This is a genomic window from Bacillus sp. MYb78, assembly GCF_002975115.1.
Classification (GTDB): Bacteria; Bacillota; Bacilli; order Bacillales; family Bacillaceae_G; genus Bacillus_A; species Bacillus_A cereus.
The window spans coordinates 47,363-63,355 of the sequence record NZ_PCOB01000022.1; the positions used below are offsets into that span (position 1 = coordinate 47,363).

The following is a 15,993-nucleotide window of genomic DNA, read 5'->3' on the forward strand; positions in this document are numbered from 1 at the left end:
TCAGGGGTTTTTAATTCTAATTATTTTCTAGATATAATTATTTGTATGTTCTTGCCCCTTATAATTGCCCTTCCACTCTAGCAAACCAGCTACACATATAAAGAGATTAATAATAGCTAATATTAGCATGACGTATAAACCAGTAGAAATATAAATTACAATGCTAACTACGTTATATAAAATCCATAAATGTCAGTTTTCTAATATTTTTCGACTTAACATAAATTGAGCCACTAGTCCCAATACGGCATTTAAAGCGTCTAAATATGGACTTGTTGACTCTAAATAACGGACTTGATAATAACCCCAACCAATCCAAGCAACTAAAATAAAACTTATATAAAAAGTCCACCCTTTCAAATCTAAACGAACTGTTGCTTTTACCTCTCCCTCCCCACTTCGTGCAATCCAATAATACCAACCATATACATTAAATATAAATTGAAAAGCGGCTAATACTGCCATTGCATATAAACCTTGTGTAATAAAAATGTATAGAAATACCGCAACAGTAATCATGCCAAATAAAAAGTTGGATACTTTTTCTCTCGCTAATAACCAAACATTAATGATCCCCATAATTGATGCGAAAATTTCAATATAACTCGATTGAATATACAATCCAACTAATACACAAATAATACTAGAAACAAGTAAAAAAAGTGGACTTCTAACCATATTTATCTCTCCCTAGATGTGTAATAAATTCCCTATTACCAGTATAAGGAATAGCCCTTTCCTTTACCATGAATTTCCGCCTTCTCATTATCCATTCCATCTACGGTAAGTCTTTTCTTTTTACAAAATTCTCTTAAAGATGATATCGTTTTTATAACATATCTCTACTAGAAAGGAATAAAGGATATGCCTAACAAACATCGAATTTTATTTATTGGTGCTGGTCGTATGGCAGAAGCTATATTTTCCGGATTACTTAAAACAAGCAAAGAATACATCGAAGAAATTATCATCTCTAACCGAAGCAACGTAGAAAAGTTAGAACAATTACAAAGGCGATATAATGTGTCTATTACAACGGATTGGAAGCAGCATATTACATCTGTCGATACGGTTGTTTTAGCAATGCCACCTTCTGCTCATGAAGAATTATTAGCTGAGCTATCTCCGTTAATATCAAATCAACTTGTCGTAACAGTAGCAGCTGGCATTGGACCATCTTATTTAGAAGCTAGACTCCCAAAAGGCACACCTGTTGCTTGGATTATGCCTAATACAGCTGCTGAAATTGGAAAGTCTATCTCCTTATATACAATAGGACAATCAGTAACCGAGATGCATCAAGAAACCCTGCAACTGCTTTTAAGAGGTATTGGTACTTCGCAACTTTTTACTGAGGAAGAAGTTCATCAGCTTACTGCAGTTACTGGAAGTGCACCAGCCTTCCTTTATTACTTTGCTGAAAGCTTAATTGAAGCAACAAAAAGTTATGGAGTCGATGAAGAAACCGCAAAACATCTTGTCATTCAAATGATTTCTGGCTCTGCTTCTATGCTCGAGCAAACGCAAAATCCAGCTAACCTCCGCGAACAAGTAACAACGCCAGGTGGTTCCACAGCTGAGGGTCTCAAAACTTTATACGAATATAATTTTTCAGAGGCAATTCAAAAAGCAGTAGAAGCAACAAACAAAAAAGCTAGGGGGAAATAATATGATTTTAACAAGTTTAAAAGATTATACAACATTACATAACGGTGTAAAAATGCCTTGGTTTGGTTTAGGTGTTTTTAAAGTAGAAGATGGTTCAGAAGTAATTGATTCTGTAAAAGCAGCAATTAAAAATGGCTACCGCAGCATCGATACTGCAGCAATCTATCAAAATGAAGAAGGCGTTGGACAAGCGATTCGTGAATCCGGTGTTTCACGTGAAGAATTATTTATTACCTCAAAAGTATGGAATAGCGATCAAGGATATGAAACAACACTTCAAGCATTTGAAACTACATTAGAGAAATTAGGTCTAGAATATTTAGATTTATATTTAGTACATTGGCCTGTAAAAGGGAAATATACTGAATCATGGAAAGCATTAGAAAAACTTTATAAAGATGGCCGTGTTCGCGCTATCGGTGTGAGTAATTTCCACATTCACCACTTACAAGACGTATTTGAAATTGCTGAAATTAAGCCAATGGTCAACCAAGTAGAATATCACCCACGTTTAGCACAAGAAGAGCTACATGCATTCTGTAAAGAACATAATATCCAGCTTGAAGCTTGGTCACCATTAATGCAAGGACAACTACTAGATAATCCAACGTTACAAGAAATTGCGACAAAATATAATAAATCAACTGCGCAAATTATTTTACGCTGGGATTTACAAAACGAAGTTGTAACAATCCCTAAATCAATTAAAGAACATCGCATTATTGAAAATGCAAACATCTTCGACTTTGAATTAAGTGCTGATGATATGAAAGCAATTCAAGCTTTAAATGAAGATCGTCGCGTTGGTCCAGATCCAGATAACTTTAACTTCTAGTAGAAAAACCACTGCCATATGCAGTGGTTTTTTCGTTTAAGAAAACTGAAAATTTAAACTATATTTCATTTGGTTGACACTTCATTATTCAAGGTGTAAGATTTTGAATTATCAAAGAAACAAAAAAATTAATAAAATTTATTCGTTTACTCATTGTATCAAGAGAGGTGGAGGGACTGGCCCTTTGAAACCTCGGCAGCAGGTTCATTTTGAATACTGTGCCACTTCCTGCAAGCTTTATGCTTGAAAGATAGAATGAGGGACTTCGTTTATATACGGGTGCATAACTTGTACGTAAAAATCCCTCTTTCTCAATATGAAAAGAGGGATTTTTTATTTTTCATTTCCCTCATCATCATCCAAACTTAATTATTTAGGAGGAAAATCAAATGAAAAAGAAGTTTGTACCCGGTATTGCATCAGTTGTAGGAGTAAGTATTTTATTAACTGGTTGCGGTAGTTATAAAAACGAAGCAAGCGGAGCAAATGCAAAAGACGAGGCACCTAGCAAACAGGTTTTAAATTTATCTTCACCTACTGAAATACGAACAATGGATACGGCCCGTGCTACAGATACTGATTCTGGTCAAGTAATGAGAAACGTATTTGAAGGTTTGTATAATCTTGGTGAAGGTAACAAACCTTTCCCTGGCGTTGCAAAATCTCATGAAGTAAGTGGCGATAAAACAAAATACACATTCCATTTGCGAGATTCAAAATGGTCAAATGGCACTCCTGTTACAGCGAAAGATTTTGTGTTCGCTTGGCAGAGAGCCGTAGATCCAGCAACAGCCTCTGAATATGCATTTCTATTCTTTGATATTAAAAATGCAACAAAAATTAACAACAAAGAACTTCCAGCCGACCAACTTGGTGTAAAAGCAGTTGATGACCATACGTTTGAGGTAGAATTGGAGCGTCCTGTTCCGTATTTTATTAGCTTAACAGCGTTCCCAACATTTCTACCAATTAACGAGGAATTCTTTAAAGCACAAGGTGATAAGTACGCTTTAGAAGATAATACAATCTTGTACAATGGAGCTTTTACACTAAGCGATTGGAAGCACGAACAAAGCTTTAAATTTAAGAAGAACCCTACCTATTGGGATAAAGATACTGTCAAACTAGAAGAAATCAATTTTAACGTCGTAAAAGAAAAATCAACAGAAGTAAATTTATTCGAGTCAAAACAATTAGATCGTATAAAACTAACATCTGACTTCGTTGATAAATATAAAAAAGATGCTAACTTTAAAGAACGTCCAAATGTAGGCGTACAATTTTTACGCATGAATCAACAAAACAAAGTACTTCAAAACGTTTCTGCACGCCAAGCAATCGATCAAACAATTGATAGAAAATCCTTTGTAAATACGTTATTAAATGATGGCTCTACACCAACATTTGGTCTCGTTCCAAAAAACTTTGCAAAAGGACCTGAAGGAAAAGACTTCCGTACTGCAAACGGCGATTTAACAAAAGTTGATACAAAATCTGCACAAGAATTATGGAAAAAAGCTAAACAAGAGCTTGGTTCTGAAAAGATAACATTAGAATTATTAACGAGTGATGCTGACCTTGATAAGAAAACTGGTGAATTCTTAAAAGGGCAACTAGAAAAGAATCTAGATGGATTAACAGTAAATATAAAACCGCAACCGCGTAAGCAACAAGTTTCGCTTTTATTAAAAGGTGACTACGAAATCGGAATTGACGGCTGGAGCCCTGACTTTGCGGATCCAATTACATTCCTTGAGCTATTTACAACGAATAACCCTTATAACTTAGATCATTACTCTAATAAGGAATTCGATGAAACAATAGCAAAAGTGAAAACAACTTTAGCTGGTGATGAAAAAGCTCGCTGGGAAGCATTACTAGAATCCGAGAAAATATTATTTAAAGACTCTGTTATCGCTCCTCTTTACCAAAAAGGCGAATCTTATTTAGAACGTTCTTATGTGAAAGGAATTGTGCAAGTAGACTTTGCGGGTCAATTAAACTTCAAATGGGCAAAAATTGAAAAATAAAGTAAAACCGTAATAAGTGGGGGTTCTTCATCCCCACTTATTATTAGCCCACACCAATTGTTTTTTTAGCAAAATATATTAAAAGTAGGTTCTCTCACACAAGAGAATCTACTTTTTTAATATATTATTCCAAGAAATTAACATTCTATTTTTATTATTGACATATAGTTCTTTCCAGTGTTAATATTCTAAATAATCAAAGAAACAAAATATTTCACCATCAAAATATAATGTCTACTAAGTTGAAACATATAACGATAGATTATAGCTCAACATGTATATACATATAGAACACCTGATTACCTATAAACAAATATTTATAATAGGTTCTATCTCCTTCTATAGCTACTTCAAGACATGGACATTATGACGTTACGAACAACACATTTAGGGAGGAACGAACAATGAAGAAAAAAGTTGTACCTGTTGTTGCATCTGTTTTAGGGGCAAGTCTATTACTAACTGCTTGCGGGGGAAATAAAGATAATGCAGGCGGAGCGAAAGCAAACGATAAAGCACCTGATAAACAAGCAATTAACTTATCATTCGCTTCAGAAATTCCAACAATGGATGTTGCAAAAGCAACGGATGGGGAATCCATGAATGTAATGCGCAATGTATTTGAAGGTTTATATGCAATGGGAGAAGATAATAAACCAATTCCTGGTGTTGCTGAGTCGGTTGACATTAGTCCCGATAAAACAAAATATACATTTCATCTGCGTGATTCAAAATGGTCAAACGGTACTCCTGTTACAGCAAAGGACTTCGTCTTTGCTTGGCAGCGTGCCGTAAATCCTGATACAGCAGCTGAATACGCATTCTTATTCTTCGATGTACAGAATGCGAAACAAATAAACCAAAAACAATTACCAATTGATCAACTAGGGGTCAAAGCTGTTGATGACAAAACGTTAGAAGTACAACTAGACCGTCCTGTTCCCTACTTCTTAAGCTTAACGACATTCTCAACATTCTTACCAATTAATGAAGAGTACTTAAAATCTCAAGGCGATAAATACGGTTTAGAAACAAATCATTTAATTTACAACGGTGCTTTCACATTAGATAACTGGAAACACGAACAAAGTTTCCAATTGAAGAAAAACCCTAACTATTGGGATGCTAAAACGGTAAAATTAGAAGAAATCAACTTCAATGTCGTTAAAGATAAGTCTACAGAAGTGAACTTATATGATTCAGGACAAATTGATCGCGTTGCTTTAACTGCAGAGTTTGTTGATAAATATAAGAGCGATCCAAACTTCAAGGAACGCGCTGAAGTCGGCATTCAATTCTTACGACTAAATCAGAAAAATGAAACATTAAAAAATCAACATGCACGCCTTGCTATTAACGGCGCAATGAATAAAAAGGCTTACGTAGAAACAATTTTAAATAACGGTGCTATTCCAGCTGAAGGAATGGTTCCTGCGAAATTTGCAAAGAGTCCAGAAGGCAATGACTTCCGTAAAGAAAATGGAAATCTAGTCAAGGATGATGTGAAAACAGCGAAAGAAAACTGGAAAAAAGCAAAACAAGAACTTGGTACTGACAAAGTAACAATCGAACTATTAACAAGTGACAATGCTTTAGCTAAAAAGACTGGTGAATATTTAAAAGGTGAATTAGAAAAAAACCTAGATGGATTAACAGTGAATTTAAAACCACAACCACGTAAACAACAGTTGAAACTACTATTAAGTGGTGACTATGAAATTGGTATTGACGGCTGGGGCCCTGACTTCGCTGATCCAATTACATTCTTAGATTTATTTACAACAGATAGTGCTTATAACTTCGATAAATACTCTAACAAAGAGTACGATGAGCTAATTCATAAAGTGAAAACAGATTTAGCTGGCGATGAAAAAGCACGCTTTGAAGCAATGAAGCAAGCTGAAAAAATTCTATTACAAGACGGCGCTGTCGCTCCTTTATACCAACAAGGTCGTTCTTACTTACAACGCTCTTTCATTAAAGGACTTGTAACGACTGACTTCGGCGGTGAATTTAACTACAAGTGGACAGAAGTTGCAAAATAACAAAAGTAAAAAGGTATCCTACGAAGGATACCTTTTTACTTTTGTTATTTTGCAACTTTAACTACAGAGCTTCTTCTTCCCTTTACCATTCCTTTTATAGCTAAAGTCTTCACTGCTACTGATTGTGTAACCAATACAATAACTAATAATGAAATAATATTTCTCTCTAAACTAACTCCTCCAAATATTATTGTATAATAGCCATTCGCTGCATATGTTACAGGAAATAATCTACCGATTGTTTGATATGTTTTAGAAAGCATTTCAGTACCTCCTCACAACTTCAATTTACCATATACATACAAATCGTTTTTGATTTAAATTGCGGATTAGCCCTTGTGACTGCAGGATAATAATTTATTTTCAACACATACATAATTACATGTTTTTGGGAAAAACTTGTATAGAACGAATTTACATAAGGAGGAATTTATAATGAGAATTCTACTATCAGTTTTATTAGCTCTTATGCTAGTACCTGCATTAACAGGATGTAAAGCTCCTGCAAAAGAAGACACAACTTCTAATAAAAAGACGACTGAAGAAGCAAAAAATGAGGCTCCTGCAGATTTAAAACTAAACTTCAATGAATTCGATTTAAAGGCAGACTACCAAGATACAAAGAAAGACTACGAAGCAGACTATAAAAATGTAGCAGCTGATAAGAAAATGGAAGCAAAAATTGAAGATCATAAAGCAGATGTAAAATTAACAGGAGACGAGGCTATCACAAAATTAAGCCCACTTCTACAAGAATTAAAATTTGATAAAGATACTCCTGACCAAGAAGTAATCGATCAAGTAGTGAACGTGTTCAAACTTGATAAAGACTATCAAAAATTCGATTTAGAAGTTGTCTTCTCTGATGGAACGAAAAAAGAATATAAAAGAGAAATAAAATAAAGAAGTAGGCGGTTGCCTACTTCTTTATTTTTTAATTTTTGCGTATCTTAATTCTGGACTAGAACCAATAATGAATTGGACACCGGATACTGATGATTTTTGTAAATATGAGGCACTTGGGAAAATAATTGGGATTAATGGTGAATCTGTAAACATAATATCTTCCGCTTTATGCAATAAGTCAAAACGCTTATCTTCGTTTTGCTCAACTTCTGCTTCTTTTACTAAGGCGTCAAATTCTTTATTATGCCATTTTGCATAGTTATTCGGACCATCACCTGCATATAAATCTAGTTTAGTAATTGGATCTAATAAAGAGCCGCCCCATCCCATATAAGCTAATTGGAAATCACTTTGCTTGTATGTGTCGATGTAACTCTTCCACTCTTTATTTTCTAATTTAATATCTACGCCAAGATTTTTCTTAAACATTTCTTGCATTGCTTCTGCTACTTTTTTATGTTGTGTATCTGTAGTGAATTTTAATGTTACTTCAGGTAATGTAGACCACCCTTGTTCTTTCATACCTTCTTCTAATAATTTTTTCGCTTCTGCTGGATCAAATTTAACGTAATCACCTTTTTCTTTACGGAAATCACGACCACTTTGTGTTTTTGCTCCTTCTGGAACGAATGCATATGCTTCTTGCGCATTATTTTTATACAGTTTTTCAACGATAAATTTACGATCAACCGCTAATGAAAATGCTTTACGTACCTTCGCATTTGTAAACGGCTCTTTTTCTACGTTAAACGAATAAATATAAGATGAGAATCCTGCAACACGCTTATATTCTTTATTTCCTTTTTCTTTTTCAATCATCTCTTGTGGTAAACCACTTAGTAAATCTAATTCTTTTGATTTAAATAATTGATACGCTGTTTTAGAGTCTGGAATAATACGAAACTCAATTTCTTTTAATGTTACCTTTTTATCGTAGTATTCTTTATTTTTTTGTACTGTAATAGCCTGGTTATGCTTCCACTCTTTTAACTTGAATGGTCCATTCGTAATTAACTCTTTTGGATCTGTTTTTAATTTATTATTATCATCAATCGACTTTTTAGCTAATGGAATAAATAATGAGCTTGCTAATTTCTGTTTAATAGAAGCAACTGGATGTTCAAGAGTTACCTTTAATGTTTGAGGATCAACGACTTGAATACCAACTTGTCCCTCTTCACCTTTTCCAGTATTATATGCCTCTGCCCCTTTAATGAAATACATTTCTGTCGCATTCATAGAACCCGTTTTCGGATTTAATAATCGCTTCCATGCAAATTCAAAATCATTTGCCGTAATCGGAGAACCATCTGACCATTTAATATCTTTCTTCAAATGGATTGTATATTCAGTTCCATCAGCATTTACTTCTTCTTTCTCTGCTAATTCATTTTGATATTTCCCATCACTATCTTGCGTATATAAACTTGAAAACAACTGCCCAATTATATAACCTGACGTGCTATCTGTTGCAATAGCAGAATCAAGTGTGTATGGATCACTACTAATATTCGTTACTAATCGATCGCCTTCTCCCTTACCAGCACTCGCCTTTTGCGTCTCTTTCTTACCGCAAGCGACCGAAGTAATCGCTAAAACAGTCATAATGATAAACAGTAAAAACTTCTTCATCCTACATTCTCCTTTAACCCGAAATTTTTGGTGTTGATGCTAACAATGTTTTTGTATAAGAATGTTGTGGATTACGGAACACTTCGTCCGTATTTCCAAATTCAACAAGTTCTCCTTTATATAAGACAGCCACTTTTTCACATAAATAGTGAACCATCGGCAAATCATGTGCGATAAATAAATATGTATAGCCTTGTTCCTTTTGAATTTTTTGCAGCAGATGTACAATTTGAATTTGCAATGAAACATCTAATGCTGAAATTGGTTCATCAAGAATCAATACTTCTGGCTCACACAATAACGCTCTTGCAATAGCAATTCGTTGACGTTGTCCTCCGCTAAATTCGTGCGGATAGCGATCGATATATCGTCTATCTAATCCCACACGTTCTAGCGCATCACCTGCTACTTTATCCTTTAATCCTTTATCACCTAAACCGAATGAAATATAACCTTCCGTTACGCTATCGCGTACTTTCCAGCGCGGATTTAATGCTGCTGTGGAATCTTGAAAAATGAACTGTACTTTCTGTAAAAAATCTCGCCTATGAGCTGATTTTAGCTTGTGAACGACTTGACCGTTATAATCAATTTCACCAGACGTTGGACTCTCAATCCCTGCTATGAGCTTTCCAAGTGTTGTTTTTCCTGAACCACTTTCACCAATAATGCCAAGTGTTGTTCCTTTCGGAATAGAAAGTGATATGTCTTTTAACGCTGTGATTTCTTTACTTTTACTTCCATACGTTTTCGTTACTTGCTTTATAGTAATTAAATCTGTCGTCATGAGGCATTCACCTTCTCTTTTGATTTCGCTTTATTATGCTCTAGAACATGTTGCCAACAATGTGAACTATGCTCCTTAGAATATGTTGTTCTCTCTGGGAAACGATGAATACATTCTTTTATCGCTACTGGACAACGATTTACAAAAGGACAACCAAAGCTATTTAATGTTTCAATGGAAGGTGTCGTTCCTTCTATAGCACGTAATACCTTTTCGGAATCATCCATATTCGGAATTGCTTGTAATAAACTTTTCGTATATGGATGTTTAGGAGAACCTATTACCTCCTGTATCGTTCCTTTTTCAACGACACGTCCCCCATACATAACAACTACTCGATCAGCTACTTCACGTACAAGTGCCAAATCATGTGTAATTAATAAAATACTCGTATTTTGTTTTTCTTTTCTTTCTTTTAATAGCCCCATAATTTGTTTCTGAATCGTTACATCTAACGCTGTTGTCGGCTCGTCTGCAATTACAAGCTTTGGGTGACAAGCAAACGCAATTGCTAAACAAATACGCTGCCTCATACCTCCGCTTAATTGATGTGGGTACTGTTCAAAGCGTTTCTCTGCTTCATGTATCCCTAAACCTGTTAACAAGTTAATCGCAATTTCCTTCGCTTCTCTTTTCGATTTTTTCCCATGTTGCAAAACTACTTCTGTAATTTGTTTGCCTACCTTCATCGTTGGGTTTAAAGATGAAAGCGGATCTTGAAATATAAAGGAAATATCTTTTCCGCGAATTTGATTCCATTCTGACTCTTGTAAATTCGTTAATTCCTTTGCTTGGAAAGCTATATTCCCATCATCGATATGAATTGATTCTTGATTCAAGCCGATAATGGATTGTGCTGTGACACTTTTTCCCGAACCACTTTCTCCTACAAGTGCAACTATTTCACCTTCGTTAATAGAAAAGGAAACATGTTTCACAATCGCTTGCTTACTATTCTCTTTTTCAACGGCTAACGTTACGTTTTCTAAAGATAAGATTTGTGCCATGTTTTTTCTCCTTTCGATTCCGTTTGACGATTTTTGGATCAATCGCATCTTGCAAACCATCACCAATTGCATTAAATGCGAACATAATGAGTGCAATCATGATTGCCGGGAAAAATAGCTGCCACCATTCTCCGCTCAATAATGTCCCGAGTGCATCATTCGTCATCGTCCCCCAACTTGCCGCTGGTGATTGTACTCCAAGTCCTATAAAGCTTAAAAATGATTCTGAAAAAATAGCTGCTGGAATTGTAAATGATAAATTCACGATAATAATCCCTGTTAAATTCGGAATTAAATGCCCATATATAATTTTCATATGTGATGTACCTAATCGCTCTGCTGCAATAACAAACTCTCGTTGTTTTAAAGACAATACTTGTGCTCGAATGAGACGAGCCATTCCAATCCATCCCGTTAATGCAAGAGCGATAATAATGGTGAAAAGACCTGGTTTCATAACAATTAATAGTAAAATAACAATTAATAAATATGGGATACCGTATAATACTTCAATTCCTCTTATAATCCACTCATCAATTAACGTTCCAAGGCGATTACGTCCTCTCACATATCCACTAAATCCACCAATTAGTACACCAAGACCTATATCGAGGGCAGCTGCTACTAATCCAACTGTTAGTGAAATCTTCCCACCAGCCCAAGTACGTGCCCAAATATCTCTCCCTAGATCATCTGTTCCAAACCAATGTTCACTACTCGGCGGTAAATTTGTTGCCTCTTTTACTTGTTCACTCGCAGTAAATGAAGTTAAACTTTCGCCAATAAGCGAGAAAACAATAATGAGTAATAACGTCACTGTTCCTAAAACTGCGATTGGATTCGATATAAACTTACGAAACACTTCTTTCTTTCTGCTAATTGTTTGCTGATCTTTATTTATCGTTAATTCTTTTTTCTCTTCTTTCGTTAATAACTGTTCATTAATCTCATAAGCCCCCATTTAAATATCCCCCCTCCTTATGTAATAGAACGAATACGCGGATCAACAATGCGATGAATAATATCTGTAATGAAAATACAAGCAATTAATAATGCACTATAGAAAATCGTTGTTCCCATAATCACCGGATAGTCTCGGTTAAAAATACTATCTACAAAATATTTTCCTAGGCCAGGAATTGAAAAGATTTTTTCAATAACGAAAGTCCCTGTTAAGAGTCCAGCCATTAACGGTCCAACAAATGTAAGTACTGGAACAATCGCATTTCGAAGAGCGTGTCTTATAATAATCTTCTTAATTGGTATACCTTTTGCTCTTGCTAGCTTAATATAATCACTCTGCAGTACTTCGATCATATTAGAACGAACAAACCTTGTAATAACTGCGATTGGCCCTAACGCTAATGCAAAGGATGGCAATACCGTATGTTCGAATGTTCCCCAAGAGGCTACTGGTAAAAACTCAAATTGGATAGCGAATACTTGTATAAATAGTGGTGCTAAAATAAAACTTGGAATAGAAATACCTAAAATTGCGAGCAAACTCACACTATAGTCAATTACTCTCCCATGATATAGAGCAGCAAATGTCCCTGCCGCAATTCCTACTAACAATGAAATAACAAGTGCTTGTAGACCAATAATTGCTGATGGACCAAAGCCAGTTGTTATAATTTCTGATACACCTTGCCCGGTTGATTGAACAGATTCACCAAAATCAAAATGAACTACACCGTCTAAATAAGCAACATATTGATTCCATAACGGTTCATCAAGGTGATACTTCGCTCTCATGTTTTGGATCACTTCTTCAGGAAAGATTTTTGCATCTGATGAAAATGGATCTCCCGGAATAATATGCATAATTAGAAATGTCACTGTCGTAATAACCCATAGTGTGAACACCATAACCGATAATTTTTTAATTACATACACTTCAATAACCCCCTAAACACATGAATTTACTTTGTTTTATGAATGTACTTTTTCCATTACTCACTTTTCTCTTTTTAGAATACAAAAAGCCTTGATCTTAAAAAATAAGATCAAGGCTTAACAAACAAAGGCCCATCACTTATCTTTCAAGACTTGCTTGCTGGAATTAGCACGGTGTTCCTATTACAGAACCCGCTGCTGAGGTGTCATAGGGCCAGTCCCTCTACCTCTCTGGATAAGTAAATTGCTATATTATTATTTGGTTCAAATTGTATATTTCGAATTATAATTCTGAAAAATTGAAAAGTCAATCAAATTGGATAAATTTAGAAAAATCAGTTTTTAATTCATTTATCGAAATTACAGTTTTCGGCTTATAATAAAAAGAAATGATGTTAAAGGAGTTATAAGATGGACCCCTTACTTCTTGCTACTATAGGATTACCCTTAACAATCGTTATACTTGTCATGATCGGCTCCTATAAACTCTTTATTAAAAAGAAACGTATTACTTCTTTTTATACTCCTTTCGATAATATTACCGGGCAAACTATTTCCGAATTTCACGAAGAACAGAAAATATTAGTATCTGAGGATGAAGACGGAGATGGCAAGAAGAAAAAATAACCTTGCACAGGCAAGGTTATTTTTTCGTTTCTGCTTGAAAACGTTTATAGTATGTCGATGCTGTTGCAAAGTTAATTTCTATATCACGAATCAACGATGAATCTTCTTCTTTAGCTAACTTCTGTAATTTTTTCATCGCTTGTTCTGATTCATTCAAGAAACCAACATATACCTCATGTTCTTGCTCTTTCGACTTCGGAACACGAATTTCTTTACGTATATGATCAATATCTTCTAACATGCTCGTTGTTACCTTTTGCACGTCTTCTTTATATGTAGCATTCGTTATTTCCTTACCGCCCTTTTCTTTTGCCACTTCAAATAACTGCAGTGCTTTATTAATTTCTTTATTCATTTTTATATCGTATTTTTCATGTACTGCAAGGTATTCTTTCATCTCTTCTGTTTGTTCAGTAGATTGCTCTACCTTTTCTTTCGGTTCTTTCGTATCTTTATTTCCATTACATCCTGCTAGAAGGATCATACTTCCCATTACAGCAATACCCAAAACCTTCTTCATCTCTTCTTCTCCTTTTATCTACAGCTATTACTCATTATAGTTTCTTTTATCTCCACTTGTTATTATACCGAGAACACCCTACTTTTTACACTTAAGACGACATCGTAATATATATACCAACATGTTTGTCACAGTATCGTCACTTTATACAAATAACTTTTGCAATGCTTTACTACATCACCTTACAAAACTGTAAGCACACATAAAGAACAAACCATGCTAGACTTACATATGCATAACACAAACATATGTAAGGTTTTAAGGAGAATCATCTATGTACAACACAATGCCTTTTATGGGAGAAGATATTCGTGTCCTTATTCGCGAAAAATCACTTCATATCGAAAATACAGAGAGCCTTCGCCGCGTATTAAAGAAGAAGCATGCTCCATTTAAGTTAGCTCAATATTTAAAACAACAACATACAAATCAATTTCATACCGTGCTAAATATATCGGATAAATCATTAACAATCGAAATCATCGGTCATGTCTACATTGGAAACTTTGCAGATACCTTAAAGGAAATCCCACGTATACCGAAGATTGCTCCTATTATCGTTAAAAAAGCGTATAAAATTACTGACCATACCGATATTATCGACTGTGGGGAAAAAGAAGTCGATAGTAATCGCTGGGTGTGGGATAAACTTGCTGTTTTATATGATACGATCATGAATAATATGTATGAGGTATTTCAAAGAAATGAAAAAAAGAACTGATTCAAACATTCCCTTTGAATCAGTTCTTTTTTGTTAAGCCTCTAAATTTTGTCTTTGTTGCAGTTCAAACTGCTTCTCACTTCTTCTGGCCATAAATAGATAACATAATACTGCTCCTACTTCACAAAGCGCAATAACAACACCCATCGGTAACGCTGTATTACTCCCACCAATACCTACTAGCGGAGCGACAAGCGCTCCTGAAATGAACTGTAATAAGCCTAATAAAGCTGACGCTGTTCCTGCAGCTTGCTTCTGATTTCTCATCGCTAATGAGAACCCAGTTGTTGATACAACCCCGACACTTGATACAACAAGGAATAACGAACATAAAACACCGATTAAACCTATTCCTAGTACGATTGTCAGTAGTAAAGATAGGCCACCAACAGCTGCGATAATAATACCAGCAACAAATAATGTCTTCTCATTCACTTTCCCCGCTAAACGACCCGTTACCTGACTAGCAATAATAATACCGATGCCGTTAATCGCAAAGAATAAACTAAATTGCTGTGGTGATGCTCCGTATATGTTCTGCAACACAAATGGTGAGCCCGAAATGTATGCAAACATTGCCGCTGTTACTAATCCTTGTGACAATGCATATCCCATAAACAGACGGTCCTTTAACAATTTTCCGTACGTCGCCAAAGTCCCTGACAAACCACCTGTTTCTCTTTCTTCAGGAGGTAATGTTTCACGTAATACAAAAATAGCTGAGATTAACATGAATACGCTAATTGCTCCAAGAACGATGAAAACACCGCGCCACGTTGTAAACTGTAATAATTGCCCCCCAATAATCGGTGCCAAAATAGGTGCTGCTCCGTTTACTAACATAAGCAGTGAGAAAAACTTCGTCATTTCAGAACCTGAATACATATCACGTACCATCGCACGTGATATAACAATCCCGGCTGATCCTGAAGCTCCTTGTAGGAAGCGCAATAACACTAATGTCCAAATAGATGGCGCAACAGCACAAAGTAAAGAAGAAGCAACATAAATAATAAGAGCAATAATAAGAGGTTTGCGTCTTCCGTAAATATCACTAATTGAGCCAACAAATAATTGTCCTACTGACAGCCCAAGCAAACAAGCTGTTAATGTAAGCTGCGCGAGGGATGCACCTGTTTGCAAGTCATCCGTTAACTTCGGTAATGAAGGCAAATACATATCAATAGATAATGGCCCAATCGCCGTAAGTGTTCCTAATACAAGAATCATCCATAACCTGTTTGCCTTTACAGGTTTATATATTTCGTGATTAACTTCATTCACTTTTTCAATTCACCCTTTCCTATACAAACTGAATC

The 15,993-nt window shown here is 35.3% G+C and carries 15 protein-coding genes, 1 pseudogene and 2 riboswitches; of the genes and pseudogenes, 7 read left to right on the plus strand and 9 right to left on the minus strand.

Annotated elements, in window-relative coordinates; all coding sequences use genetic code 11:
* Positions 1 to 27 precede the first annotated feature (27 nt).
* Positions 28 to 678, minus strand: a pseudogene (gene pnuC / locus CQ064_RS27240) (nicotinamide riboside transporter PnuC).
* Positions 679 to 864: 186 nt separating this feature from the next.
* On the opposite strand from pnuC, the gene proC reads away from it, so the two are divergent.
* From proC to CQ064_RS27265, 4 genes are all read left to right on the plus strand, one after another.
* Positions 865 to 1,668, plus strand: a complete 804-nt coding sequence (proC, locus tag CQ064_RS27250; protein ID WP_001133009.1) for a pyrroline-5-carboxylate reductase — start codon at positions 865 to 867, stop codon at positions 1,666 to 1,668.
* Position 1,669: 1 nt separating this feature from the next.
* Positions 1,670 to 2,503, plus strand: a complete 834-nt coding sequence (locus tag CQ064_RS27255; RefSeq protein ID WP_000604196.1) for an aldo/keto reductase — start codon at positions 1,670 to 1,672, stop codon at positions 2,501 to 2,503.
* Positions 2,504 to 2,655: 152 nt separating this feature from the next.
* A riboswitch (SAM riboswitch) is annotated at positions 2,656 to 2,760 on the plus strand.
* Positions 2,761 to 2,892: 132 nt separating this feature from the next.
* Complete coding sequence (locus CQ064_RS27260; RefSeq protein ID WP_000726449.1) at positions 2,893 to 4,533, plus strand: peptide ABC transporter substrate-binding protein; 1,641 nt, start codon at positions 2,893 to 2,895, stop codon at positions 4,531 to 4,533.
* 404 nt (positions 4,534 to 4,937) lie between these two features.
* Positions 4,938 to 6,578 carry a peptide ABC transporter substrate-binding protein gene (locus CQ064_RS27265; protein ID WP_000731059.1) on the plus strand — a complete coding sequence of 547 codons (1,641 nt, stop codon included), beginning with the start codon at positions 4,938 to 4,940 and terminating at the stop codon, positions 6,576 to 6,578.
* 44 nt (positions 6,579 to 6,622) lie between these two features.
* Here CQ064_RS27265 and CQ064_RS27270 read toward each other — a convergent pair whose 3' ends face one another.
* The gene (locus CQ064_RS27270; protein WP_000949592.1) at positions 6,623 to 6,841 is read right to left on the minus strand and encodes a hypothetical protein; all 219 of its coding nucleotides are present in this window, start codon (positions 6,839 to 6,841) and stop codon (positions 6,623 to 6,625) included.
* A 172-nt stretch (positions 6,842 to 7,013) separates the two neighbouring features.
* Between CQ064_RS27270 and CQ064_RS27275 the strand changes: the two genes are divergently transcribed.
* Positions 7,014 to 7,481: a YusW family protein gene (locus tag CQ064_RS27275; protein ID WP_001221552.1), complete on the plus strand. Its 468-nt coding sequence runs from the start codon at positions 7,014 to 7,016 to the stop codon at positions 7,479 to 7,481.
* 24 nt (positions 7,482 to 7,505) lie between these two features.
* Here the strand turns inward: CQ064_RS27275 and CQ064_RS27280 are convergent, their stop codons facing one another.
* Genes CQ064_RS27280 through CQ064_RS27300 form a run of 5 tightly spaced genes read right to left on the minus strand, consistent with a single transcriptional unit; the run spans position 7,506 to position 12,806 of the window.
* A complete protein-coding gene (locus CQ064_RS27280; RefSeq protein WP_000714086.1) occupies positions 7,506 to 9,116 on the minus strand; it encodes a peptide ABC transporter substrate-binding protein in 1,611 nt (536 codons plus the stop codon).
* A 13-nt stretch (positions 9,117 to 9,129) separates the two neighbouring features.
* The gene (locus tag CQ064_RS27285; protein WP_000205647.1) at positions 9,130 to 9,903 is read right to left on the minus strand and encodes an ABC transporter ATP-binding protein; all 774 of its coding nucleotides are present in this window, start codon (positions 9,901 to 9,903) and stop codon (positions 9,130 to 9,132) included.
* A complete protein-coding gene (locus tag CQ064_RS27290) occupies positions 9,900 to 10,910 on the minus strand; it encodes an ABC transporter ATP-binding protein (protein WP_000057272.1) in 1,011 nt (336 codons plus the stop codon). The genes CQ064_RS27285 and CQ064_RS27290 overlap by 4 nt, the downstream gene beginning before the upstream one ends.
* Positions 10,867 to 11,871, minus strand: coding sequence for an ABC transporter permease (locus tag CQ064_RS27295; RefSeq protein WP_000501532.1), 1,005 nt, complete (start codon positions 11,869 to 11,871; stop codon positions 10,867 to 10,869). Before CQ064_RS27295 ends, CQ064_RS27290 begins: the two co-directional genes overlap by 44 nt.
* Before the next feature lie 17 nt (positions 11,872 to 11,888).
* Positions 11,889 to 12,806 carry an ABC transporter permease gene (locus tag CQ064_RS27300; protein ID WP_000289326.1) on the minus strand — a complete coding sequence of 306 codons (918 nt, stop codon included), beginning with the start codon at positions 12,804 to 12,806 and terminating at the stop codon, positions 11,889 to 11,891.
* A 136-nt stretch (positions 12,807 to 12,942) separates the two neighbouring features.
* A riboswitch (SAM riboswitch) is annotated at positions 12,943 to 13,048 on the minus strand.
* 169 nt (positions 13,049 to 13,217) lie between these two features.
* Between CQ064_RS27300 and CQ064_RS27305 the strand changes: the two genes are divergently transcribed.
* Complete coding sequence (locus CQ064_RS27305) at positions 13,218 to 13,433, plus strand: DUF3951 domain-containing protein (protein WP_000371398.1); 216 nt, start codon at positions 13,218 to 13,220, stop codon at positions 13,431 to 13,433.
* Between the two features lie 16 nt (positions 13,434 to 13,449).
* Here CQ064_RS27305 and CQ064_RS27310 read toward each other — a convergent pair whose 3' ends face one another.
* Positions 13,450 to 13,953, minus strand: a complete 504-nt coding sequence (locus CQ064_RS27310; RefSeq protein WP_000756523.1) for a hypothetical protein — start codon at positions 13,951 to 13,953, stop codon at positions 13,450 to 13,452.
* Positions 13,954 to 14,227: 274 nt separating this feature from the next.
* Here CQ064_RS27310 and CQ064_RS27315 point away from each other — a divergent pair, with 274 nt between their 5' ends.
* The gene (locus CQ064_RS27315; protein ID WP_000282869.1) at positions 14,228 to 14,674 is read left to right on the plus strand and encodes a hypothetical protein; all 447 of its coding nucleotides are present in this window, start codon (positions 14,228 to 14,230) and stop codon (positions 14,672 to 14,674) included.
* Positions 14,675 to 14,707: 33 nt separating this feature from the next.
* Here the strand turns inward: CQ064_RS27315 and CQ064_RS27320 are convergent, their stop codons facing one another.
* The gene (locus CQ064_RS27320; protein WP_223618461.1) at positions 14,708 to 15,967 is read right to left on the minus strand and encodes a multidrug effflux MFS transporter; all 1,260 of its coding nucleotides are present in this window, start codon (positions 15,965 to 15,967) and stop codon (positions 14,708 to 14,710) included.
* Positions 15,968 to 15,993 lie beyond the last annotated feature (26 nt).

Coding starts and splice junctions, on each gene's coding strand:
- CQ064_RS27260 (WP_000726449.1), top strand. CDS start 2,893: ATGAAAAAGAAGTTTGTACCCGGTATTGCATCAGTTGTAGGAGTAAGT.
- CQ064_RS27285 (WP_000205647.1), bottom strand. CDS start 9,903: ATGACGACAGATTTAATTACTATAAAGCAAGTAACGAAAACGTATGGA.
- CQ064_RS27305 (WP_000371398.1), top strand. CDS start 13,218: ATGGACCCCTTACTTCTTGCTACTATAGGATTACCCTTAACAATCGTT.
- CQ064_RS27255 (WP_000604196.1), top strand. CDS start 1,670: ATGATTTTAACAAGTTTAAAAGATTATACAACATTACATAACGGTGTA.
- CQ064_RS27275 (WP_001221552.1), top strand. CDS start 7,014: ATGAGAATTCTACTATCAGTTTTATTAGCTCTTATGCTAGTACCTGCA.
- CQ064_RS27265 (WP_000731059.1), top strand. CDS start 4,938: ATGAAGAAAAAAGTTGTACCTGTTGTTGCATCTGTTTTAGGGGCAAGT.
- proC (WP_001133009.1), top strand. CDS start 865: ATGCCTAACAAACATCGAATTTTATTTATTGGTGCTGGTCGTATGGCA.
- CQ064_RS27310 (WP_000756523.1), bottom strand. CDS start 13,953: ATGAAGAAGGTTTTGGGTATTGCTGTAATGGGAAGTATGATCCTTCTA.
- CQ064_RS27270 (WP_000949592.1), bottom strand. CDS start 6,841: ATGCTTTCTAAAACATATCAAACAATCGGTAGATTATTTCCTGTAACA.
- CQ064_RS27280 (WP_000714086.1), bottom strand. CDS start 9,116: ATGAAGAAGTTTTTACTGTTTATCATTATGACTGTTTTAGCGATTACT.
- CQ064_RS27315 (WP_000282869.1), top strand. CDS start 14,228: ATGTACAACACAATGCCTTTTATGGGAGAAGATATTCGTGTCCTTATT.
- CQ064_RS27290 (WP_000057272.1), bottom strand. CDS start 10,910: ATGGCACAAATCTTATCTTTAGAAAACGTAACGTTAGCCGTTGAAAAA.
- CQ064_RS27295 (WP_000501532.1), bottom strand. CDS start 11,871: ATGGGGGCTTATGAGATTAATGAACAGTTATTAACGAAAGAAGAGAAA.